Source organism: Tateyamaria sp. ANG-S1 (assembly GCF_000814025.1).
Lineage (GTDB): Bacteria > Pseudomonadota > Alphaproteobacteria > Rhodobacterales > Rhodobacteraceae > Tateyamaria.
The window spans coordinates 244,665-268,682 of sequence record NZ_JWLL01000005.1; the positions used below are offsets into that span (position 1 = coordinate 244,665).

The following is a 24,018-nucleotide window of genomic DNA, read 5'->3' on the forward strand; positions in this document are numbered from 1 at the left end:
CTAGGAACAACGGAACCATATGGAGGTACATATCCACGTCAAGTTTATGTACGCGGTTGAAAAACCGAAGGATACTGAGGTCCAAAAGACCTCAGGCCAGACACCCTACAAAGCAATCATAGTAAACTTGGGTCGATAGATACTCGTATAGGTAGTATTCGTATGATAGCGTTCCGGCAATGATCAATCGCCTGGGGGGATTGCTGGTGCCAGACGAACTGTTGGGCGGTATCATCATCAATGAAATACTTGTTGATCCAAGTGGTAGTACCGGGGATTTCGACACCGACGGAAACGGGACCGCGAGTCCAACCGACGAGTACATCGAACTGCGCAATGTCTCGGATACGCCTATCAACATATCAGGCGTTCAGCTTTGGGATGCTGGCTCGGACAACTGGTTTACTTTCCCCCCGAACACTGTCCTGCAGCCCGGCGCGCATGCTCTGGTCATAACGGGTGTTCAAACCGGCGGTTCACTGCCTGCCGGGGGACCGAACGACTTGGCTTTTGACGCCGGGCGGTCATCTGCGCTTCTCAACAATGGCGGTGATAACGTTGTCGTCTTGGACCCCGACAGCAATACCTACATCCAGGCAACCTACAACGGCGACGCCCTTGATGACCCAACAGCCGGCGGATCGAACTATGAAGGGTTTCCGAGTACCGCGACGCGTATCGGAGATGGAGAGGATTTTGGAAGCGACATTGATGGCTTCTCAATCCAGCGAGGGCCAGGCGATACCTTTATCAACGATCAAACGCCGACACCCGGATCTCAAAACGTGTGTTTTTGCGACGGCACGCTCATCTCCGTCGCGGACGGAGAAATACCGGTAGAGGATCTTGTGCCGGGTCAGCTTGTTCATGCGATTGATCAGGGCCTTACTCCGGTGGTCTGGATCCACTCCAGGGAACTGTCAGTTGATGAAGTCAACGCCAATACCAAGCTGCGGCCGGTTGTCATTGCGCCAGGCGCACTTGGCCACGGCTTGCCGCGGCGCGAGTTGAGGGTGTCGCAACAACACCGAATGCTGGTTTGTGGAAAGATCGCGGAGCGTATGTTTGACAGCAGCGAAGTCCTGGTGCCAGCCAAAGCGCTCACTGACATTGACGGGATTGAAATCCGCGCGGTTTCATCCGCGCTGACTTACTTCCACATCGCACTGCCGAGGCACAGCATCGTGCTTGCCAACGGCGCTCCGAGTGAGAGTTTTTACCCCGGCAAACAGGCCCTTGCGGCCTTGAGTGACGCGGCGCGAGATGAGTTTCTAACACTGTTTCCGGAGCTGGGCGACGGCAATTTGGCTTCCTACGGACCAGCCCGTACATTGGTGACGGTCCGTCGCGCGCAAAAACTCGCAATCCGACACCGCAAGAACCAGCGGGAACTGGTCAACAAATTTCACTAGCATCTACAGATTGTTCGCGCGAACAAGCGCTCGAATGATGCATCCGGCAGACACCAGTATCGCGGGCCTTTGCCGATGATCGAAAGTCACAACTCAATCCAGGCAAAAACCACGCTTGCGGATGAAGGTGCCAAAGTCCGCGCGTTCGGGCGCACTATACTGACGCACCTTGTCCTCGGACCAGCCGTAGCTCTCTGCCTGTCCAAAGGTCTGCACGAAGCGCTGTTTCGCGTAGGGCTGCGCGGCAGCGCGATCACGGTCGTAGGTGGCAACGGCCTCGCTCACACCGTCTTCGCTATATTGATCAACATGGCAGGTCACACGCAAAGGCAATCGCATTGAAATCGTGGCAGGCGTCGCGGGATATCCGAGCGCCAGACCCGCAAATGGAAAAACATGGTCGGGCAAGTTCAGCAGGTCTGACACTGCCTCCGCTTCATTCCGGACAGCACTGATAGGACAGCACCCAAGGCCCAGCGCCTCTGCCGCCGTCATGAAGGCACCCATGGCAATCGCGGCGTCAGCCGTGGCGTTGACCAGAGCATCGAGGTGGTCATTGGCGAAGGGCACGTCGTGCCACTCATGCATCAAACGCTGACGCCGATTGTTGCCACAAAACACCAGCACCATGGGCGCGCCCGCAACCCAGTCTTGCCCAACCACGAGGTCTGCCAATTGTGCGCGTTTCTCCGGCGACTTCAGCGCGATGATATCGCGCTGTTGCAAGTCACTCTTCGTCGGGGACGCCATCGCGACAGCACACAGCAGGTCCAAGAGCGCGTCCGGCACCGGTCTGCTATCAAAATCGCGGCAGGACCCACGTGCTGCCATGGGTTGGAGCAGGTCAGCAACAGCATATTCCTGCTCCGGCGCGTCGCTGTAACGGGCTTTAAGCGCTTCGGTCAGACGTTTCGGGCTCATCACGGATCATTCGTCCTGTTGTAAGCATTTCTTACGGAAAACTTCACATGAATACGCATTCATAAAGCAGATCTGTCCGTTATACTCTGCATGAAGTTCTGATGTCTTGAAAGCCCGCATACAGTATGACCTCACAAACGCTTTCGGTAACCATCGACCGCGGCGCGCATGGGCGGGACGTGTTCGACGTGCCCGCATATGAAAGCCAGACAGTCCTCGACGTTGTGTCGTGGGTGCAGCAGAACGCTGACCCGACCCTCAGCTACCGCTTCGCCTGTCGGGTCGGAATGTGCGGCAGCTGCGCGATGATGGTGAACGGCGTGCCGCGTTGGACGTGCCGGACGCATGTGTCAAAGGTCGTGCAGGATGGCGCAGTGCAAATCGGTCCCTTGCGCAACTTGCCAGTGGTCAAAGATCTGGTGGTCGACATGGACCCGTTCTTTGACAAATGGGTCGGGGCGGAAGGTGTGCACCACGGCGCGCTCACCCGCGATGACCCAATCGCCGCAGTCGATGAAACCAGCCCGGCGCGCGTTGAGGCTAACGCAGGTATTGAATGTATCAACTGCTCAGTCTGCTACGCCGCCTGTGACACCGTGGCAGGCAATCCTGACTATCTGGGACCGGCAGCCCTGCAACGGGCATGGACCCTGCTGAACGACGCCAAGGACGAGGGGCGCCTTGCAATTCTCGACGCTGTTTCAGGATCGGGCGGCTGCCACAATTGCCACTCCATGGGCTCCTGCACGACCTATTGCCCCAATGAACTGGACCCGATGTCCGCCATCGCGGGCCTGAAACGGGAAACGGCCAAGTCGTTCTTCAGAAGGGGCCGCTGATGTTGAGCCTGCGCCTTTACATGCTGCAACGGATCACGGCGCTCTTGATGGCGCCGCTGGTCCTCGGCCACCTCGCCACGATGATCTACGCGATCCAGGGGGGCCTGAGCGCTGCCGAGATTCTTGGCCGCACACAAGGGTCGGTCGCATGGTTCCTGTTCTATGGACTGTTCGTGATCGCAGTGTCAGTCCACGGTGCCATCGGGCTGCGCACAGTCGCCTACGAGTGGGGCGGTTTGAAGGGTGCCGCACTCGAAGCTTTCATGTGGGTCGTGGGCGTCGGACTGTTTGCACTTGGGGCACGCGCCGTCTGGGCCGTGACATTCGCATGACAACGGCTGGCATCACATCCCGTGCGCATCCCTTGTGGCTCGCCTACATCCTGCATCGGCTGTCGGGACTGGGCCTTGCCCTGTTTCTGCCGTTCCACTTCTGGATCCTGGCGCTGGCGCTGACAGACCCGGCGCGGCTTGACGGCTTTCTTGCCTTTACCGAGATTGGCGCCGTCAAACTGGCCGAGTTCGGCCTCGTGTTCCTGCTCGCCGTCCACATGTTCGGCGGTCTGCGCCTGATGGCGCTGGAATGGCTGCCGTGGACGCCCTCGCAAAAGACGCTGGCCGCCGGAGCTACGGCCCTGTCTTTCCTGATTGCCACGCTATTTCTGATGCAGGCGGTATGACATGAAGCTTTCAGACATCGAACGCCACGACACCGACATCCTGATCCTCGGCACCGGGGGCGCTGGGCTGTTCGCTGCCCTTCACGCACAACAGACCGCCCCCGCGGGCACCAAGATCACCATCGCCGTCAAAGGGCTGATCGGCAAATGCGGCTGCACGCGCATGGTACAGGGCGGGTATAACGTGGCCTTAGGCGGCGGCGACACGGTCGAGCGGCATTTCATGGACACGATCCAAGGCGGCAAATGGCTGCCCAATCAGGACATGGCGTGGCGGTTGTGCGAACAGGCAGTCGTCCGCATCCGCGAGCTGGAGAACGAGGTCGGTTGCTTCTTCGACCGCAACCCCGACGGCTCCCTGCACCAAAAGGCATTCGCGGGTCAGACTGCCGACCGCACCGTACACAAGGGCGACCTGACCGGGATCGAGATCATCAACCGGCTCATGGAAAAGGTGCTGGCGAGCGGTGTCGAGAAACTGCAGGAGCACCGCGCAGTCGGCCTGATCCCAACCAAAGATCGCAGCGCCCTTGCCGGGGTTCTGATGATCGACATGCGCACCGGTGGTTTCCGCTTGGTCCGGGCCAAGACGGTCCTGATGGCGACGGGCGGCGGCCCGACGATGTACAAATACCACACGCCGTCAGGCGACAAGACGATGGATGGCCTGGCCATGGCCCTGCGCGCGGGTCTGCAACTCCGCGATATGGAGATGGTGCAATTCCACCCCACGGGCCTACTGGCAGGCGACCACACTCGCATGACCGGAACCGTGCTTGAGGAAGGCTTACGTGGCGCTGGCGGGCAATTGATCAACCATGCAGGCCAACGCTTCATGTTTGACTACGACGCCAAGGGCGAGCGCGCCACCCGCGACGTGGTCAGCCGCGGCATCTATGCCGAGATGCGCAAGAACAACAATCCGGACCAGGAGGGCGTGTTCATCTCCATGTCCCACCTTGGCACCGACTGGGTGGCAGAGAAGTTCAAGGGCATGGTCAAACGCTGCGCCGACAGCGGCTTCGATCTGGCCGCGGGCAAAGTCGAGGTCGTCCCAACGGCGCATTACTTCATGGGCGGTGTGGTCGTCGATGTGGACACGCGCACGGCGATGGAGGGGCTCTATGTCGCGGGCGAGGATGCAGGCGGCGCGCACGGTTCGAACCGGCTCGGTGGCAACGGCGTCGCCAACTCCACTGTCTATGGCGGCATCGCAGGCGACACGATGGGGCGCGACGTGGCGCACATGACCCTGCGCGACCCGGATGAGGACGTGCTGGCCGCCGAATTCGAACGCGCCATCTATCCCCTGACCCGCAAACCAGACCTGATCCTGCCGCTGCGCAAACAGCTGCAGGACTTGATGTGGGAAGAGGTCGGCGTCATGCGGACCAAGGCCGGGATGAAACGGGGGCTAGAGGGCATCGCCCAATTGTCCGAGGCACTGATGGACGTCGGCGTCGACGCCAGCAATCTCGCCTTCAACCTCACCTGGCATGACTGGCTCAACCTCCGCTCTCTCTGCGACATCTCCGAGGTGATCGCCAAGGCTGGCATCGCCCGCGCAAACTCACGCGGCGCGCATTATCGGGAGGATTTCCCCGAGGATGGAGGGCTGGAGAACAGCGACTTCACAGTCGCAGCGCTCGAAAACGGAGAGGTCAACGTGACCCGCAAACCTGTCCAATTCACAATCGTCCGCCCCGGCGAAACGATCCTGCCGGAAGGCGAACCCGAAACTCTGGTGGCAGCGCAATGATCCCCATCTCCCTCATCCAATCCACCGCCGAAACCCTCATGGACAAGGCGGCTATCGAGATCCCGCAGGACTACCTCGACGGCCTGAAACACGCGGCCGCAACCGAAGAAGGTGACCTGTCTTCTTTCGTCCTCAAGGCCATGCTCGACAATTACGAAGCGGCAAAGGAAGACCGCCGCGCCATGTGCGGCGACACCGGCGTGCCGCGCTGGTTCGTCAAGATGGGGAACGAGGCGCGGGTCGAGGGGGGCATGGTCGCGCTCGAAGCCGCCCTGCGCCGTGCCACCGCAAATGCCACAAACGGCGTGCCTTTGCGCCCCAACCGCGTCCACCCGCTCTGGCGCACCGACCATGACAACAACGTGGGCATCGGCGCGCCCGAGATCGAATATGGGTTCGAGCCCGAGGGCGAATGGATCGACCTGATCACGGTGCACAAGGGCGGTCTTTTTGGCACCGACTACCGGATGCTCTTCCCCTCGGACGGGATGGAAGGGATCAAGCGGTTCTACCTCGACACACTCATGGCCTTCGGCAAGCGTGGCCTCGCCTGCCAGCCTGCGATAATCGGCATTGGCCTTGGTGGGTCCAAGGACATCTGCATGTGCCTGGGCAAACGCGCATCCATCCTGCGCACGGTGGGCAGCCGCAATTCCGATCCGCGCGTCGCCGAGATGGAGGACGAGTTCAAGGAACTCGGCAACTCCATCGGCATGGGCGCGATGGGCTTTGTCGGCAAGAACATGGTAATCGACTGCAATATCGAAGTCGGCTACTGCCACACTGGCGGCATGCCCATGTCGGTCCACGCCTTTTGCCTGTCCTCCCGCCGCGCCGTTGCCCGCATCCACGCCGACGGACGGGTCGAACACCGTACGGACCCGGATTGGTTCACCGATTACCAGCGCCGCGAGACAGTCGAATGGGAACCGCAGAAGGAGGCCGCAGAATGAGCCCGCGCGAAGTCCGCCTGTCGACCACGCCCACGGACGACGCCATTGCCGACCTGCGCTTAGGCGATGTCGTCTACCTCGACGGCCTCATGTACACCGCGCGCGAGGGCGTCTACATGCGCGCGCTCGAAGACAAAGCAAACATACCCATGGAACTGCCCAGCCAGTCGGCGGCCAACTTCCACTGCTCGCCTGCGGCGCGGATCAACCCAGATGGCAGCTTTGACATGAGCGCGGTCACCGCCACGGCCTCTTTCCGCTTTGCCAAGTGGTTGCCCGAATGGATGGCCAAGACGGGGGCCAAGCTGATTGTGGGCAAGGGCGGGATGTCCTCGAAAGACTACAAGGAATACTTCGTTCCAAACGGTGCCGTATACCTGTCCACCGTCGGATATGGCACCGGCGCTCTGCTGGGCCGTGGGGTCGAAAATGTCGAAGCCGTCCACTGGAACGAGGAGCTTGGCCTCGCGCAGGCCATGTGGGTTATCAAGTGCAACAAGATGGGGCCGTTCATTGTCGCGTCAGACATGAACGGCGACTGCTTGTTCGAACGCGAAAACGCGAAGATTGCCGAAAACGTCGCCCGGGTTTACGAAGGGACGAAACCCGCCGTCCTCAAACGCTACGGCGAAAGCGACGACCGCACCGACGAAGTGATCTGAAGCATCCATGCCCGACCCGTCCATGATTGCGTTCGCCAGCGCCGTGCTGCTGCTGGCCGGGACGGTCAAAGGGTTCATAGGACTGGGGATGCCGACGGTGGCTCTCGCCCTGCTGACCCTACAGCTTGATGCGCGATCCGCCGTCAGCCTGATCGTGATCCCCATGTTGCTCAGCAACGTCTGGCAGTTCTGGCGCGGGCCGGACATGGTGGGCTGCGTCAAACAGCACTGGCGATATGCCGTCATCCTGATCCTGTTTGTGGCCGCGACCATCTGGTTCAGCCAGACCGCACCCGACCAGCTTTTGCGGGGCGTTCTGGGGGCCTTCATACTGGTGTTCTGTTTCTTCAGCTGGCGCAACATGGTGCCATCCATCCCGGCACACCGGGTGCGCCTGTTCGAAGGGATCAGCGCGGTCATTGCGGGACTTGTCGGTGGACTGACCGCTGCCTGGGCGCCGCCCCTCGCCATGTACTTGACGGGCCTTCGGCTTGACCGCGACGCCTTTGTCCAGGCGCTCGGGTTCCTGATCACCGCCGGAAGCGTTTCCATCTTTGTGATGTATATCGCTGTGGGACATAGTTCCGGCCCAGATCTAGCGTTCTCAGCCTTTTTGCTGATCCCAGCGCTTATTGGCTTTTCTGTAGGCGAACGTTTGCGGCACCGGACGGACCCGGAACAGTTTCGAAAACTCTTCCTTGGCGCATTTTCGGTCCTGGGCTTAAACCTGCTCCTAGGTACGCTCTTGGGATAATCCCCTGCTATACCAGTTCACTGACCAGCACCCCGACACCCATCGCCAGCGTCAACAGGATCAGCAACCTGCGAAACCCCGCATCGCTCAACCTGCGAAAGACGGCGATACCGACCTGTGCCGCGATCAAGCCACAGGGAATGGTCAAAACCAGCGCCTGTAGCGCCGTCTGATCATAGGCACCCCGGAAGAACAGCAGCGTCACAGTCGTCGTCAGCATAGTCATGTTGAACGGTTGCAAGACGGCCCGTGTCTCGGACTTGGTCCAGGGACGAATGGACAGCCACATGGCTGGCAACGCCCCTGACACACCCGCCGCACCGCCAAAGACACCCCCCAGAAACCCGACCATGCCGTCAACAACAGGCGTCCGGCGCGAAAAGGCGGGCAGCGCTGCGCGAAAGCCGAAATAGCCGCCGTACACGATCAGAAAAACGGCGATGCCAAGGCGCAACGTACCGCTGTCGATCATATTGAGCAGAATGAGCCCCAAGGGCACACCGCACAACCCCGGCAGGATGAAGCGCACCAGCCGGTCCCTGCGGGCAAAGATCGAAGCACGCACGATCCAAAGGCCCTGAATGCCGACAAGAACAGACATAAAGGCCACGATGGCCACCGCAGTCGTCGGGGGCAGCACGACCAGATAGAACCCCAGTGCAAACAATGCGGTCCCTGTGCCTGACAAACCGTTGATAAAACCACCCGCCGCAGCGCCCAAGGCAAGGAATGTGAACATCTCGACCGTCATCGGTCTTGACCCCCGCGCGAACCCCGCGCGTTGGCAATGACGGCCTCAAAGGATTGAAACAGCTCGTCCACCGCGCGCGTCTTGATCTGATCTTCGGGATGGGCAAGGCCCAGCACACGGGTAGGACCATCCGGCCCTAGGGGCAGGCGTTTCACAGGCGCGCTTTCCAGCGGTTGGACCGTCAGGTCAGGCACGATGGAGACGCCCAGATTGGCATGCACCATGCTGGCTATCGCCTCCGGGCTGTCCAGTTCCATCGTCTCTGTCACCCGTATTCGCTTGGCCCGTATCCAGTTGTCGATCAGGGTGCCCAGAACGGCATTTCGGTTAAACCGGATGTAAGGACGATTGCGCAACAGTGTCATTGGGTCCATGTCACATTCTTCGACGGCGGCAATCAGGTGCATCGGCTCTTCGGCCAAGGGGCGAAATACGATGCCCGCAGGCATGAGATGTGGTCTGGTGATCAATGCGGCATCCAGGTTCCCGCGCGCAATCTCAGCCAATGACACCTCGGTCAATGCAGGGCGGATGTGCAGCCCAACACCCGGAAAGCGCGCCTTGAAGACGGCAACGGCCTGGGGCGTCAGACCGGTCAGGGTTGTGCCGAGCGCCCCCAGTTTCAGCACACCACTCAGACCACCGTCGGCCAGCACTGAAGGCACCAGATTGTCGTAGTCCGCCAGCAGTACCCGCGCCTTGGCGACAACTTCATGCGCAACCGGGGTCAGCTCGGGCGTGCGCGTGCTTCGGTTGAACAGGGTCAGGCCCAGATCTGCTTCCAATGTCTGCATTTGCTGGCTGACGGCGGCATGGCTTACATGCACGGCCTCGGCGGCTGCCGTGAATGTCTTGTGGTCTGCCACCGCAACAAGCGTCCGCAACAGGCGTATGGTCATGGCACATCGCACCTTGTGAAAGCCAGCCTTTCAAGACAAAGGACGAATTGGGTTAAAACGCAACCAGTTCTTTCCAAGCGGACGCCGCGCGCGCTGCGCGTTAGATGCCATGCATCACGCAGCGCATTTGGCAAGCGCACATTGCCGCCAAAGCGAGTCGAGCGCCACCAGCAACGCATCAATATCTGCATCCGTATGGTGCGGGCTCGGGGTGAGCCGCAAGCGCTCGTTGTCCTTCCCCCTTAGAACTGGGCCATTGCAGTGGGCACTGAAGGGGGACATTGAATGGCGAGGAAGCGACATTCAGACGAAGATATCTTGAAGGTGCTGCGTGAGATTGAGCTGAAGCTGACGGCTGGTGATGATGTGGCATCGGCGTATCGCGGTGTCGGGATCAGGGGTGCGACGTACTACAATTGGCGGAAACGGTTTGGCGGGATGGGCCGGTCGCAGTTGTCGGAGATGAAGAGCTTGGAGAATTGGAGCCGATAAAGCAAACGATCCGGGGGATCATTTGTCAGGCGGAACAACGCGCGGCTGAAGAAGATCGTCGCGGAGCTTGAACTGGATAAGCTCATTCTCAAGGAAGGTCTGAACCATCTAAAGCCCAGAGTCTGACCACAGCGGAGCTCCGTCAGGCCATCATTCACACACGTCAGAAGCTCGCAACTTCTGAGCGGCGGACGTACCGGGTGATTGGCCTTGCGCGGAGCTCCCTACAATATCGCCCAGCATCCAAGAACGATGATGCGTTGCGGTTGGCAATCATCCGGCTGACAAAGCAATACGGTCGATATGGCTATCGCAAGGTCGTCCTGGTTGCGCCATTGGTCCGAGCAACCAATGGACGACGAACTGCTCCACGTCGAGGGCTGGAAAATCAATCACAAAAAGGTCTAGCGACGAGACCTTGTCCGCCATTGGTCCGAGGACAATGGTCGAGTAGCGTGAGGAAGGATTGTAGCTTCCACAGAGATATAAGAAGCGACGCCGTCTCTATCACAAGGACAATTGGCTTGGGCAGACCTGCGACGCGCGAAAGGCGAAAAAGTTGTTAAGAACAAGATCAGGCTGACCAATCGCGCAATGCAGCTGGCGGTGGGCATTGATACGCCTGACTATGGCGTCCTAACGGACGCTATGGTCATTGATGACGGCGGTGTGATCGCAGCTGATCGCTTCATCACGCTGCGTTTCGAGGTTGAACTTGGCTTCAAGCTGAAAGCCCCGCTGGCAGGACCGGATGTCACTATTTTCGACGTCCTCAATGCGACAGATTGGGTGGTTCCAGTTATTGAGGTGATCGATTGTCGTTCCGCGCTGGTTGATCCAGAAACCCAAGTCCCGCTCAACGTCAAAGACTCGATTGCCGATAATGCGGCGAATGCAGGTAGCATCTGGGGTGGCAAACCGGTCCGGCCTGACGCGGTTGACCTCACAATGGTGCCGAGGGTCCTATATCGCCACGACAGGATCGAAGAGACGGGCGTGTCGGCCGGTGTCCTTGGACATCCAGCGAACGGGCTGGTCTGGCTCACCCGGCAATTGGCCGAATTGGGTGAAGGCCTGAATGATGGTGAGTTCGTTCTAGGCGGCAGTTTCACGCGCCCTGTTGCAGGCGCAGCTGGAGACACAATCCAATGCGATTTTGGCGCGCTTGGGGCTGTGACTTGCTCAATTGCGCGAAAGGTTTAGACATGCCTGCTCCCTAGAACACGTTCAAACAAGCTCTAGAAGAAAAGAAGCCGCAGATCGGCAGCTGGCTATCCATCGCTTGCCTCCGATGCCTTCACGTCAGCACTTTCGAAATCTGGGTGCCACCTGACTTGGTGTCTATCCGCAAGCCGGTGATATGATCCTGCGGTGATCCACTTCTCGACCACGTTTCGAAGCGGTGTCGATTCGTGGGTAGCCCACAGGAAAACTCGTCTACCTAGCGAAACCTTTTCTTCTTCGTTTTTCGCATCATCCATTGCGACACTTCATCGAACTTCCGACGCCAGGCGTCTCGAAGCTTTTCATCGTAGTTGGACAACTCGTCTTCCAGAATTAGGCTTTCTCGGGCCCAATGGGATTGCTGGGCGTACGCACGATAAAAGCCGGATGTCGCGCCGCGCACCATGCCGTCCGTGATTCTGATAGCTCGCATTTGGCGAACAAAAACACGGGTCTCGTCATCATCGCTGCATTCCTTGACATCCAATGTTTCCGGGTTGTCGATAGGTAACGCCTCATCTGTCAGCGTCTTACCAATCTCGTGCGCCTTTAGGATCAAGTGCTGAACAGGAATGCCTGCGTCATCCTCACCAATCAAGTGTTGACCAACTCTGTTCAACCACCATCCTTCCAAGTATTGCGCTGCAAGTTCAGCATTGGTGGGCGCGAGTATGTTGAGTGCGGCGACTATGTCTGAGACATACGTCTGTCAGGTTTGGGTGGTTGTCGATGACAACGACACGCGACAAGAGCAGTTTCGCTTCATCTGTAGTCATTTCCAAGAAGGCCGACCGCGCTACTTGAGTTGCGCTATTGGTCGAATTCTGTGCGGCTATTTTTAGCAGGTCATATGACGCATTGACGTCTGCATTTGACGCCCCTTCACGCATTTTGTACATTGCCTTCACGTTTCTGGCGCGTCAGCTCCAGGGCATGGAGACCCGCAAGGCGGCACTGGAACAAATACCCCGCCATCGAGCCACTTGCGTTGTATTTTGATAAATCAGTCACGTAAAGAAACCTTTCCCAATTGGCGTAGCAGACTGAAAATACAATTCAGAGTTGATTTCAGTTCTGTCAATAGCTCTGCTTTCCGACGGGAGTTAGTTTGACTGCGTACCCGCAATCATCGAGATCAGAAACGAGCTGTCCGGGCGAGTTGTCCTGGACCGAACTGTCACACGGTTTCGGTCATCCGGCTTCCATCCCTGACCCGGGCGAAGGGGAAGCAAGGATGCTGCTACGTTGATTTGACACGCGTGTTGGGCACACACTTGGAACCTGTTTCCCGGCTTACATCGACTCCGGCGACACCCTGATTGTGTGTCCACGATCTTCCGCCGCTGAAAATTGCCGTTGGCGAACAGGCGGCGTACTGGCGCTTCGTCCCGCAGAATGTGAGTCGGGAAGCTCCAGAGTTTGTGCCTGCAGAAAATGGCAGGTTTGACAGGTCGCATCGCAGCGTTTGGTGTCGCGGCTGAACGGCAGGTCAGGGCCACTCTCATCGACGCGATCTGACCTTTGCCAAGGCAAAGGATGCTGCAATCGCTCCGATGGCCGCAGAGAGCCCACTTTGACTGATGCCGCGGGACGCACCAATGTCTATAATGAGCCCAACCCGGTCATTTCCATTTCATGCTGCGTGCGCTCGCAGCACAGGTTTTGTAACTTGCACGCACGATTTGTAGCTGCAGCGCAGCAGGAGAAGCTGTCGTTCGGAAAGACTGCAGCAGACTTTTCGTATCCGATGGCCGATTGCAAGGAAAGGAACCCGGAGATCTCATTGAGACAACCGGGTTCCGACGCAACGAGTTTAATGTCGGACTGTGATACACAGCTCCAATAGCAATTAAATTCGGCCTGCTGTTGAGCGGAGCAATCCAAGCTCATCAACGACTATGCAAAGATGAAGTGATCCTCAGTCAGGTTTGCGATGTCTTCATCTGCCAGCCCATCGACACGTATGCGTTCACCATTGAATTCGATCGTCAGACGTCCCTGCAAAACACCTTGCCCGTTGGTTGCTTCGAAAATGTTGAGTTCCGAACGCTGGGTCACGCCCCACAAGCTGAGATCGAATATGTCCTCTCCGATTGTGAAGTCGGCTGCACGGTCCTCCGCGCCATCGCCCGCTATGAACCGGAACGTATCGGCGCCAGCACCGCCAACCAGGCGTTGCGCGCCCGCGCCATCTTGCAAGACATCGTTGCCGGAAAGACCAAAGAGCCGTTCAACATCTCCCACGATCACATCGTCGAAGTCTGTGCCATAGACATACTCGACATTCGTAAAGGTGTCTCCGGCTGCAATTCCAGTGCCCTGAGAACCGTCCACCGTATTGATTGTCAGACCTTCTGTTGCGGTGGAGTAGCGCACTTCATCGCGATCCGCTCCGCCATCGTAACTGTCAGCACCACCGCCTGCGAAGAAGATGTCACGACCGTCTCCGCCGTCAACTGTGTCGTCTCCGGCGCCATCATAGACACGATCATCCCCATCACCCGCGAAAATAGCCTGCCCTTCATCCGAGATGCTGTCCCCGTCAACGTCGACGAAATTCGCGTCGATGATATCGTCAGACCCATTTCCTTCAACGGACGCGCCGCCGCCCGACGGATTGCCGCCCGGCCCCCCCTCATCAGACGGTAGGGCAAAGATGAAGTGACTTTCGGTGAGGCTGGCAATATCCGCGTCAGCCAACCCATCGACACGAATGCTTTCACCATTGTACGCAATCGTAAGACGGCCTTGGGGGTTGCCTTGCCCATTAGTCGTTTCAAAGATGTCGAGGTCAGTAAGCTGGGTGACGCCCCACAAGCTGAGATCGAAAACATCTTCTCCAATCGTGAAGTCGTTTACCTGATCCTGCACACCGTCGCCTGCGATCAAGCGGAACGTGTCCGATCCAGCGCCACCGATCAAACGCTGAGCGCCGGCCCCATCCTGCAGGGTGTCGTTTCCATCCCGTCCAAAGAGCCTCTGCACATCGCCGACAAGCACGTCATCAAAGTTCGAGCCATGGATATATTCAATATCAAGAAAGGTATCACCCGCGGCGATGCCCGTACCCTGGGTCGGGTCGATGGTACTGACTGTGATCCCTACCGTAGCATTCGTGTAGAACACTTCATCACGATCTGCCCCGCCATCGTAGCCGTCGGCACCTGCGCCAGCAATGAAGATATCGCGGCCAGCGCCACCCAATACGGTATCGTCGCCTACACCGTCTTCGACACGATCATTGCCATCGCCTGCGAGAATGATCTGCCCATCGTCAGAAAGACCGTCACCATCCGGATCGACGTAGTTCACGTTGATAACATCATTCCCTGCTGTGCCATCGATCGTGACGACAGGTTCCGGCTCGGCCCATGTGGATATGTCAAATCCCAGGAGGGTCACACTGTCCAAACCGCCACCATAAGTGATCAGCGTATCAAAGCCGACCATTGTGAAATCGATGCCAAACAGATTTGTAAACGGATTGAAGATGGTGCCGTCAATGTCCAAGATATCTTCGAAGAAAGAAAAACCGACAATGGCGTCGTTTCCGTCCCCTTTTGCAAAAGTGAAGGTGTCAAAACCGTCACCGCCATCCAACGTATCGTTACCGGTGCCGCCGAGCAGCGTATCGTCTCCGGTACCTCCCACCAGAATGTCAGAGCCTTCAAGACCAGAAAGCAGGTCGTTTCCAGCATTTCCGGCTAACCTGTTGTCAGCCAAGTTGCCCAAAAGGATATCATTTCCGGCGCCGCCTACGGCGTTCTCAATCAACGACCGCAAGTCGCCCTGGTAGAGCATGGCATTGTAGATATTGCCGCTGGCAAAGTTTCCAAAGCCAAGCGCACTAAGCTGTTCCTGACTGAAGACAGAGGACCCGCCCGGTGACAGATCAATGGCAACGCCGTTTGCATAGGCGCTCAAGTCATATGTATCGACACCGCCACCATCCCAGATAGTCGCAAAGATACGATTGGCGCCCGGATTGATTGCAACTTCGCCATTGACGAAGGTGTCACCTGAGTCCGGTGTCCATCGGTAAACGGTGTCTCCAGAATTCGTATCGAAGTTTGCGCCGTACAGATGTTGTATCGTCGCGATATCCAGCATCATGTAGGTCTGCGCATATCCGAACTGTTCATTGCGGAAACCATCCGTTGGAGACGCACCGACAAACTCCCGATATGTCATCAGCGAGTATTCCATCGCATCGAATTCGGTCGGCAAAACACCGTACGGACTGCTTTCATGCCCGTGGTTCAGGCCCATGCTATGGCCCAACTCATGCAAGAGCGCGAACCACTGGAAGTTGCCAGCTTCAGCTATGCTGAAGTCGAGGCGTCTGCCGAACCACACATCCCCACCGGACACGTCGTTTCTTGGAAAGTAGGAATAGGCCGTCACCGGTGTGTCGGATTCACCAAACCGAATATGTGCCCCGGACGCTTCGGTGAATTCCAAGTTTATCCCCGCAAATCCCTCAATCGCAAAGCCGGAAGCGGCTGATGACCCATCCGCAGCGCTGAGCGCAAAGTGAGCAGCGGCCATCTGTGCAGCAGAGATCGGAGAAAAGGTTGAACGTTCGGGTCCATATTCATACTCATCAGCATTCTGAGGGAACGAATAGTAAATCGTGTCTTCCACCCAGGCCCGATTGAAAAGCGATCCATCGATAAGGGCATCGCCGGACCGCGGCACAAACCTTGTTTCATGGGTAATGTTCAGGACTTCGGACGCGTCCAGCACATCCTGTGCGGTCAAAGTGACGTCACTCAATTGAACCAAAGCGATGGTATTGATTTCGCCCGCGCTCGCGAATTGGTTCTGAAGACGTATCGTCCCATCTGGTGTGCTGATGATCGCATCCGCACCATCTCTTGAGACGTTGATGTCACTGCGCGCGAATTGAGTGAGGTCCAGCGTATCGACACCCGTTCCCACATCGTCGGACGCAATGATGTCGTTGCCGCCTGTGTATCGGAATACGTCGTTGCCATCGCCACCGCTTAGCGTGTCGTCTCCGTCCCGCCCAACGAGTGTGTCGTTGCCGTCCAAACCCAGAAGCACGTCATTGCCTGAGGTGCCAAAGATCAGATCATCACCTAAGGTGCTTTGAGTTGACACGGCAGTACTGGCAATGTCCGCTGCGGACAGCGTTGCATCGGAAAACTGGATGCTTTCAACCTGTGCATCAAGCAGTTGATCCAGCAGCGTAATTGTTCCGTTGGCCGTTATCAGTTGGATATGAACGCCGTCCGTTGAAATCTGCACATCGCCGACTGAGAATTGGGACAGATCCAGAAGATCCACCCCGCCCTGACCCGACACCGTGTCGTCACCGCTGTCGTAGACAATCGTGTCGTTGCCCAAACCTGCCAGGACGAAATCGTTGCCTGTGCCAGGCGCAATAAGATCGTCCGTGTCGCGGCCTGTAATCGTATCGTTCCCGTCCGTGGCCTGATCCGAGATCAACCGTGCGAGAACATCGGCCTCGCTCAAAACGGCGTCCGAGAACGCGAACACTTCGATGTTCGACCCCGCCGTACTGCCGTCGGACGGCAATTGATCTTGAAGCGTGACAATACCCCCAGACGTCTCCACGGTGACGCTGGTACCATCCCAACCGAAGCGAACATCGGCAGACGAAAACGCTGTGAGGTCAAGTGTGTCGTTTCCGGCGTTGTCACCTCCTCCAGCGATCAGCACTTCGCCCGATGTGTAGACAATCCTGTCATCACCATCACCGGCTAGGATTGTATCATCACCTCCGCCACCAGCGACGACATCATCGCTCGCAGTACCAAAGATGCGCTCAGCGGTATTGGTGCCGCGAATGGTGTTGGCCGCAGTCCACTGCGCAAGGTCGACATTCTCCAGCAAGATCGTGCCGCCGCCAAAAAATCCGTATGAAATCAGGACATCCCCACCGACCTGCTCGAACTGTGCCAGGCCATCGGGGATGAACGGGTTGACGATCCGGCCATCAATGGTGAGCACATCATCTGTGACGCTGAAGTCGGTGATCGTGTCATTCCCGCCGTCATTGTAAACGGCGAACTCATCCGCGCCTTCTCCACCTGTCAGCGTGTCACTGCCAGAGCCACCTTCAAGCCGGTCGTTACCAGCGCCACCGACAAGCGAGTCATTCCCAGCACCGCCAAAGAGCAAATTCGATGCGTCGTCACCTACAAGCGTGTCGTCTTGGGACGAGCCGGATATGTCCTCGATAGCTATCAGAACATCACCGTCTGCGAGGTCCCCCGCGACAGAACCAGTGGCCAGGTTCACCGAAACACCGGAAGAGGACGCAGCATAGCTGACGCGATCCGTCCCACCTGCACCATCGATGGTGTCAGCTCCGGCGCCGCCAATGAACCAATCATCGTTCACGCCACCGGTATGCACGTCAGCGGCGGCCGTTCCGAAGATGAAATTGAAACCGGTGGCCGGGCCATTGGTACTGGCGCCGCTCGGCAACGCCGTTTCGCCAACCCCAATCGCACCAGTGGGTACGATTGACGTGCCAAACATTTGCCCGCCTATCATGAACCAATCGCCTCGTCTGGCAAAGACGCCGTCGCCTTGGTCCGTATATTCGGGTGCGGGAATGCCATCCGGCGCCCACCAGTTGCCTTGAGCGAGATACTGGCCGCCTAGAAAATTCGAATTTGCTGTCCAAACATATTCGTCAGTGACGGCGCGGTTTCCGTCAAAATCCGGGGTAAAAAAGCTTTGATAGTCGAAGGCGGAGAAGCTGCTATTGATATCGCCGTGATCGCCGACGTCGAGAGTGATGAGTTCGGATGAAGCGATCGCGCCAGCATCGTCTCGTTCTAGGTAGTCCAGAACGATGTTGTCGCTTTCATCCGGATTGACAATCACCGCTCCAATCAGATCCCATCTAATCGACAGACCCAGCGCATCCAGAGAAAACTGGCCCAGCGAATTCGCATCCAAATTGGCCTGGACCACCATAATCCCCAAGCCGGCCTGAAGCTGAAACGTATCGGCCCCTTCGCCGCCCAACATGACAATAGGGTTCCCAAAGGCCGATGGACCAGTGTCCGACCTAACCGGTTCCGGCGTGTGAACAAGAGTGTCGTTTCCCAGATCGCCAGAGAGGTACAAGGTGCCAGCGGCAGGTGTCGATGCACTCAGCACATCGTCAAATTCACTGCCGCGAACGCCCTCGAAATTCGTGACAACGTCATCTGCAACAGCGGCACTCGTCACGCCTTCGGTGTTCAGTTCAACCTCGACAGCACTTTGTTCTGTCCCAAACCATAGGAAATCGACACCCTCGCCGCCATCCAGTGTGTCTGACCCTCCACCACCGTCAATGATATTGTTGCCGGCATCGCCCGCGACGACATCATCAAACTGCGTTCCGATGACGTTTTCGAAACGGACAATATCAACACCAGAACCACCAGAGTGTGTGAGCGAGCCCAAGGACAGGTCAGCAGAAATACCAGCTTCGCCTGCAATACTGCTCCACAACGATACATCTATCGTATCCAGACCTGCGCCAGCATCAAAAACGTCAAAGATCTCAAAGCCCTCTTGCAGACGAAACACGTCGTCAAATGCAGAGCCGACAACAGTACCCACATCGAAGGCTGTCAAAGACAAGCTTAGATCGCCGTTTGGACGAACCTGAATTCCGTTATTTGCAGCAGGAGAAGGCCTCAGACCAAGGAAATCCAAGCCTTCAATTTCCGTACTCAGCGAGAAGTTCAAACTGTCCAGATATTGGTCAAAAGCGTTGCTGTCCAAATTGATCGTCTGTACGCCTGTATCAAATTCGCCGGCAAGGTGAATAATGTCTGAGAAAACTGTCGTTTCGATAAATTCGATTCCAGAAAATGTATCGAAGGATACTCGAATACTTCTCGCGCCATCTACTTGGCCAAAATCAAGTGTATCTTGACCTATCCCGCCGTCAACAACGCCACCTGAACCAAGCGAACCGTCATGGAATGCGGATGTGCCGGTGCCAGAAAACGCAGCGGAGGTGTCAGGTATTCCACCGGCGAGTTCCCTGGTTGGATCCACGATCATGATATGATCGTCACCTGCGCCGGCCAAAAACTGGTCAGACCTGACCAGACTGCTTTGGTCGTAGCGCCCAATAAGCGTGTCATTGCCAGCTCCACCCAGCAAACGGTCAACATCATCATCGTCGCCACCAACCAGGTAGTTGTCTCCTGATGTACCAACGAGTGTATCCGCACCGCGCCCGCCAAATAGGTTTTCGATCCGCGCCAAGGAAGCAGGAATGGATCCGGCATCCATAAGGTCATCGGTTGTCAAGCCTAACCAGGTCTCCGAGCCGGGGGTAAACGGGTCTGTTTCAAAATTTTGAACTGGAATACCTACTTGGGTACTCCAGACAAGTATTGAAGTAACGAATGAGTTCGAATTTGCCGTAGGACCGAATACGAACGGTTCAAAAATTCGATATGCGTATTTTTCCGATATCTCTTGGGCAAACTCCACCATGCGCGCCCACGCTTGTGCTTCTTCGCTTGAAATACCGGTATCCATCACCGTTTTCGTTTCGCGAAGGACTGCCCGATAGCCCGCAGCCACCATATCTTCGACTGTTGCAGGTCTCGCGAGCGCCGCTTCAACTGTCTGAACGTCTGTCGCCCGAAAATCCGAAATTCCCCACCGATCAGGCGAGCCGCCGAGTTCCGAGTCTATTTCTCTGCCTACAAGCAATAAACCTTGGATGGGATCGGCTAGCGGAAATGCACCTATAGTTTTCCAAGCGGAGTAATCGCTCTCCGAACCTATCGGAGCAAATACAAGATATTGATGCTCAGCAAGACCGTTTGCGTTAAAACCGACACCACGAGATTCGATATAGATGGGCATTTCTTTTCCCCTATTTTATGGTGGAAGCTACGATATGAACTACTTGCCGTTTGTTCCGATAAATCCTCGCCTCGAGCTTGCATCTGTTCGTTACGCGACGGAGGAAAGAGCCGTAAAAGCAAAAAGTCATTTGGTTGTCCGCGTTGGCCGTCGGTGAATTTTTTCCACCAGGCCTTGCATCCTGCAGGCCGATGTAAACCCAGCCTCTTTCCAGGAAGTATTTCGTGAAGTGTTCCTGGCGGCATTCTTTTCCAACCAGCAGTTCGCGGCGCTCCTGGAGCGCAATTCCAACTGCGCCCTCTTCCGTAAAAGAAACTATTGGCTCAAGTTGTAACGCTTCATCGCAATCCAATTTATCAATTCCAGTAGTGGTCAAGTCTCCCGTGTTTCTTTCTACTTGAGCATCCGTCGGAATTGCCCAGAGACCGAATATGAAACTTGCCAACAATACGACAGTAGCAATTTGTCTACCAAGATCCATTTCTACCCACTTTTCTGCGCACCGTTCCTGAAATCAGATCGCCATTTGAAACGACACCTGACGCCCACGCCGCGCGCGATAGGCCCCAGAGATATTCGAACGGCTCCGCACTACCCCCTGTCGGTGCCTCAGCCTCGAGAAACTGACGCTAAAATTTCTGATCGATGGAGTAGGTGTGGCCGAATGATCAGCGACGGCAGAGCAAATAAAAAAAATGTAATTTGACGCAATTATTCGTTTGCGGAATCTCCGCATGTGTCCACCTCGCGCACCCTTATGCTTCACCCAGATGAAGCGCTTTAGCGTCAGTTCGAACACGTATTACGAGAGGTGTAAAGGAAAATGTGATGACAAGTGATTCATCGCATCAGCCGGATACTGATCAACGCCAAAGCGGGCATGTTGTGAGCTGGCTTATCAGTTTCTGGACGTTTAATATGACTTTAGCGGAATCGCGCTATCGGTTCAGTTTCGATTGCCTCCCGGCGTTGACACAATTGGTTCGCCAAATCGTGTAAGGTCATAAAATACGACCCAAAGTTGCGCACTCCGCCTATGGGCCTGCGAAAGCCAACTTCGTTAGGTCCGCATATCTTGAGCCAGGTGCTTGTACAGCGAAAATGTAGTTTGAACCGTTTTTTGAAAACTCCTCGCTCCAAAATGCGCTTCGAAAACCTGGAACTATCTTGTCATTGCGAGCGGCGTTGCAAACGCCGTTTATGATAGCGCTGTTTCGCAGAAGGATGTTCTGCAAAATTGATCGCCATGGCCCCGACACTGAATTCTTCAACACAATCAACCTTGTCCCTCGAAGCACCTCTTAATGGCCGCTAGCGAGCGTGGCAGCACCGGTTGTTCGACCAACACCATCGTTTTCGCCAGCAAACACACAAAATCTGCCGACTGACCAAAGTTAGCGACCAGAATGACCAAAAGTATGACCATAATGATCAAACATCACGATTCGTCACAATTTTTGTGTAGTGGTGAGCCGTGCAGGGTTCGAACCTGCGACCCACTGATTAAAAGTCAGTTGCTCTACCAACTGAGCTAACGGCCCACTAGGCGGCTTACTTAGAAAGGGTCGGGCACAGGGTCAAGCCGATTCTGCCATGTTTTCATGCGACATACTGGATTCCCGAAAAACGCAGGGTTATATGCCCGCCATGGCGGATATGGCGACCTCTCATTGGCCCTTCATGAAGATGCACGGGGCAGGCAACGACTTTGTCGTGATCGACGGTCGCACGGCCTCGGTGTCATTGACCGAACCGCTTGTGCAGGCTCTTGCAGACCGGCACCGCGGCGTGGGTTTTGATCAACTGGCCCTCATCACCGAAGGGTCGGACCTGACGGTGACGTTCTACAATGCAGACGGCTCTCAATCGGCGGCCTGCGGCAATGCGACCCGCTGCATCGCCGCGCGTGAACTGGCGCAGAACGGTGCGGACCGCATCCAGATCGAGGTGACGGGGCGAGGTACGCTCGAAGCCGTGCGCGGGCCAGATGGGGTGACATCTGTCAACATGGGGCAGCCGGTGTTGAGGTGGCAGGACATCCCCCTCACCCAAGACACCGACACGCTTTCCCTACCCATCGATGGCAGCCCCGTCGCCACTGGCATGGGCAACCCGCATTGCACCTTTTTTGTGAATGACGTGATGGGCGTGGACCTCGCAACCATTGGGCCAGAGATCGAGCATCATCCGCTTTTCCCCGAACGCACCAACGTACAATTCGCGCAAGTGATCGGGCCCGATCACATCCGCATGCGCGTCTGGGAGCGGGGTACAGGGATCACACTGGCCTCCGGCTCCTCCTCCTGTGCCACAGCCGTCGCAGCGGCACGCAGGGGCCTGACAGGGCGCGAGGTCCAAATCGACCTGGACGGCGGCACACTCCACATCGACTGGCGCGAGGATGGCGTGTGGATGTCCGGGCCCACGGCGCATGTCTTTGATGGCATGCTAACGCCAGAATTCCTCGCAAGCCTATGAGCGCGCCCATCTTCTCCAACCACGGCTGCCGCCTCAACGCCTATGAAACCAAGGCGATGGAGGAACTCGCTGCACAGGCAGGCGTCGAAAACACGGTGGTCGTGAACACCTGCGCCGTGACGGCGGAGGCGGTGCGCAAGGCCCGCCAGGACATCCGCAAACTCCGCCGCACCCATCCCGGCGCCAAACTGATCGTCACCGGCTGCGCAGCCCAGACCGAACCCGACACCTTCGCAAATATGGACGAGGTCGACGCCGTCATCGGCAACAGCGAAAAGATGCAAGCCAGCACATGGGCCGGCATCGCGGGCGACTTCGGGACCGAACCGGTGCAAGTCGACGACATCATGTCCGTCACCGAAACGGCTGGGCACCTGATCGACGGCTTCGGGACGCGCAGCCGCGCCTATGTGCAGGTCCAAAACGGCTGCGATCACCGCTGCACCTTCTGCATCATCCCCTACGGCCGCGGCAATTCGCGCTCGGTGCCGGCAGGCGTGGTGGTAGACCAGATCAAGCGACTGGTGGACCGGGGCTTCAACGAAGTCGTCCTGACCGGTGTCGACCTCACCTCATGGGGCGCGGACCTGCCGGGGGAACCGCAGCTCGGCGATCTCGTCATGCGCATCCTCAAGCTGGTGCCGGACCTGCCCCGCCTCCGGATCAGCTCCATCGACTCGATTGAGGTGGATGAGGCTCTAATGCAGGCCATCGCGACAGAACCCCGCCTCATGCCGCACTTGCACCTGTCGCTGCAACACGGCGACGACCTGATCCTCAAACGGATGAAGCGCCGCCACCTGCGCGACGATGCCATCCGCTTCGCGCAAGAGGCGCGCAAGCTGCGCCCCGACATGACCTTCGGGGCCGACATCATCGCGGGCTTCCCCACCGAAACCGAGGCGATGTTCGAAAACTCCCTGCGCCTCGTCGAAGAGTGCGACCTGACATGGCTGCACGTCTTCCCCTACTCGCCCCGCCCCGGCACCCCAGCCGCGCGTATGCCGCAAGTCAACGGCAAGGCGATCAAGGACCGCGCCGCCCGCCTGCGCAGCGCGGGCGAAGCGCAAGTCACAAAGCACCTCGCCGCGCAGCAGGACAAGCTCCATCACATCCTGATGGAAAACCCGCATATGGGCCGGACGGAACAATTCACCGAAGTCACCTTCGACGACGCCCAACGCGAAGGACAGATCGTCACCGCACGGATCACCGGCCACTCCGGCAAAGCCCTCATGGCTTCTTCTGACTAAAAATACGACGGGGGGCGGCGCAAGCCGCGGGGGCAGCGCCCCCTCCACAATCATCTAGCAGG

Annotated in this window: 18 protein-coding genes and 1 tRNA gene; 12 read left to right on the forward strand and 7 right to left on the reverse strand. The window is 57.4% G+C overall.

Going from position 1 to position 24,018, the window contains the following annotated elements:
• The first annotated feature begins 179 nt into the window (after positions 1-179).
• Positions 180-1,412 carry a Hint domain-containing protein gene (locus tag RA29_RS21825; protein WP_052249555.1) on the forward strand — a complete coding sequence of 411 codons (1,233 nt, stop codon included), beginning with the start codon at positions 180-182 and terminating at the stop codon, positions 1,410-1,412.
• 93 nt (positions 1,413-1,505) lie between these two features.
• On the opposite strand, the gene RA29_RS08505 is transcribed toward RA29_RS21825, so the two are convergent.
• Positions 1,506-2,333 carry a nitroreductase family protein gene (locus tag RA29_RS08505; RefSeq protein ID WP_039684920.1) on the reverse strand — a complete coding sequence of 276 codons (828 nt, stop codon included), beginning with the start codon at positions 2,331-2,333 and terminating at the stop codon, positions 1,506-1,508.
• A 125-nt stretch (positions 2,334-2,458) separates the two neighbouring features.
• Between RA29_RS08505 and RA29_RS08510 the strand changes: the two genes are divergently transcribed.
• The 7 genes from RA29_RS08510 to RA29_RS08540 are packed head-to-tail and all read left to right on the forward strand — an operon-like array spanning position 2,459 to position 7,979.
• On the forward strand, positions 2,459-3,172 hold the full coding sequence (locus RA29_RS08510) for a 2Fe-2S iron-sulfur cluster-binding protein (RefSeq protein ID WP_039684922.1): 714 nt from the start codon (positions 2,459-2,461) through the stop codon (positions 3,170-3,172).
• Complete coding sequence (locus RA29_RS08515) at positions 3,172-3,504, forward strand: succinate dehydrogenase (protein WP_039684924.1); 333 nt, start codon at positions 3,172-3,174, stop codon at positions 3,502-3,504. Before RA29_RS08510 ends, RA29_RS08515 begins: the two co-directional genes overlap by 1 nt.
• Positions 3,501-3,851, forward strand: a complete 351-nt coding sequence (locus RA29_RS08520; protein ID WP_039684925.1) for a succinate dehydrogenase — start codon at positions 3,501-3,503, stop codon at positions 3,849-3,851. The genes RA29_RS08515 and RA29_RS08520 overlap by 4 nt, the downstream gene beginning before the upstream one ends.
• A gap of 1 nt (position 3,852) precedes the next feature.
• Positions 3,853-5,610 carry an FAD-binding protein gene (locus RA29_RS08525; RefSeq protein WP_039684927.1) on the forward strand — a complete coding sequence of 586 codons (1,758 nt, stop codon included), beginning with the start codon at positions 3,853-3,855 and terminating at the stop codon, positions 5,608-5,610.
• Complete coding sequence (locus RA29_RS08530; protein ID WP_039684929.1) at positions 5,607-6,563, forward strand: fumarate hydratase; 957 nt, start codon at positions 5,607-5,609, stop codon at positions 6,561-6,563. The genes RA29_RS08525 and RA29_RS08530 overlap by 4 nt, the downstream gene beginning before the upstream one ends.
• On the forward strand, positions 6,560-7,225 hold the full coding sequence (locus RA29_RS08535; protein WP_039684930.1) for a fumarate hydratase C-terminal domain-containing protein: 666 nt from the start codon (positions 6,560-6,562) through the stop codon (positions 7,223-7,225). The genes RA29_RS08530 and RA29_RS08535 overlap by 4 nt, the downstream gene beginning before the upstream one ends.
• A gap of 7 nt (positions 7,226-7,232) precedes the next feature.
• Positions 7,233-7,979, forward strand: coding sequence for a sulfite exporter TauE/SafE family protein (locus RA29_RS08540; protein WP_039684933.1), 747 nt, complete (start codon positions 7,233-7,235; stop codon positions 7,977-7,979).
• Positions 7,980-7,986: 7 nt separating this feature from the next.
• Here the strand turns inward: RA29_RS08540 and RA29_RS08545 are convergent, their stop codons facing one another.
• Both RA29_RS08545 and RA29_RS08550 read right to left on the reverse strand, forming a co-directional pair.
• On the reverse strand, positions 7,987-8,718 hold the full coding sequence (locus tag RA29_RS08545; protein WP_241462574.1) for a sulfite exporter TauE/SafE family protein: 732 nt from the start codon (positions 8,716-8,718) through the stop codon (positions 7,987-7,989).
• Between the two features lie 8 nt (positions 8,719-8,726).
• Positions 8,727-9,629 carry a LysR family transcriptional regulator gene (locus RA29_RS08550; protein ID WP_039684936.1) on the reverse strand — a complete coding sequence of 301 codons (903 nt, stop codon included), beginning with the start codon at positions 9,627-9,629 and terminating at the stop codon, positions 8,727-8,729.
• 285 nt (positions 9,630-9,914) lie between these two features.
• Here RA29_RS08550 and RA29_RS21830 point away from each other — a divergent pair, with 285 nt between their 5' ends.
• Positions 9,915-10,121 carry a transposase gene (locus tag RA29_RS21830; protein ID WP_052249556.1) on the forward strand — a complete coding sequence of 69 codons (207 nt, stop codon included), beginning with the start codon at positions 9,915-9,917 and terminating at the stop codon, positions 10,119-10,121.
• 606 nt (positions 10,122-10,727) lie between these two features.
• Positions 10,728-11,324 (forward strand): 2-oxo-hepta-3-ene-1,7-dioic acid hydratase, encoded by a 597-nt coding sequence (locus RA29_RS08560; RefSeq protein ID WP_193743498.1) that lies wholly within the window; start codon positions 10,728-10,730, stop codon positions 11,322-11,324.
• Positions 11,325-11,562: 238 nt separating this feature from the next.
• On the opposite strand, the gene RA29_RS08565 is transcribed toward RA29_RS08560, so the two are convergent.
• From RA29_RS08565 to RA29_RS08580, 4 genes are all read right to left on the reverse strand, one after another.
• Complete coding sequence (locus RA29_RS08565) at positions 11,563-11,964, reverse strand: ABC-three component system protein (RefSeq protein ID WP_193743499.1); 402 nt, start codon at positions 11,962-11,964, stop codon at positions 11,563-11,565.
• A gap of 1,277 nt (positions 11,965-13,241) precedes the next feature.
• On the reverse strand, positions 13,242-20,225 hold the full coding sequence (locus RA29_RS21835) for a M10 family metallopeptidase C-terminal domain-containing protein (RefSeq protein ID WP_082029489.1): 6,984 nt from the start codon (positions 20,223-20,225) through the stop codon (positions 13,242-13,244).
• Between the two features lie 10 nt (positions 20,226-20,235).
• Entirely contained in the window at positions 20,236-20,706 is a 471-nt protein-coding gene (locus RA29_RS08575; RefSeq protein ID WP_039684940.1) for a hypothetical protein, read from the reverse strand.
• Between the two features lie 984 nt (positions 20,707-21,690).
• Positions 21,691-21,766: transfer RNA gene (locus RA29_RS08580), tRNA-Lys, on the reverse strand.
• 97 nt (positions 21,767-21,863) lie between these two features.
• Here RA29_RS08580 and dapF point away from each other — a divergent pair.
• Together dapF and mtaB are read left to right on the forward strand one after the other, a co-directional pair.
• Positions 21,864-22,703, forward strand: coding sequence for a diaminopimelate epimerase (gene dapF / locus RA29_RS08585; protein ID WP_039684942.1), 840 nt, complete (start codon positions 21,864-21,866; stop codon positions 22,701-22,703).
• On the forward strand, positions 22,700-23,956 hold the full coding sequence (gene mtaB, locus RA29_RS08590) for a tRNA (N(6)-L-threonylcarbamoyladenosine(37)-C(2))-methylthiotransferase MtaB (RefSeq protein WP_039684944.1): 1,257 nt from the start codon (positions 22,700-22,702) through the stop codon (positions 23,954-23,956). The genes dapF and mtaB overlap by 4 nt, the downstream gene beginning before the upstream one ends.
• Positions 23,957-24,018: the final 62 nt, after the last annotated feature.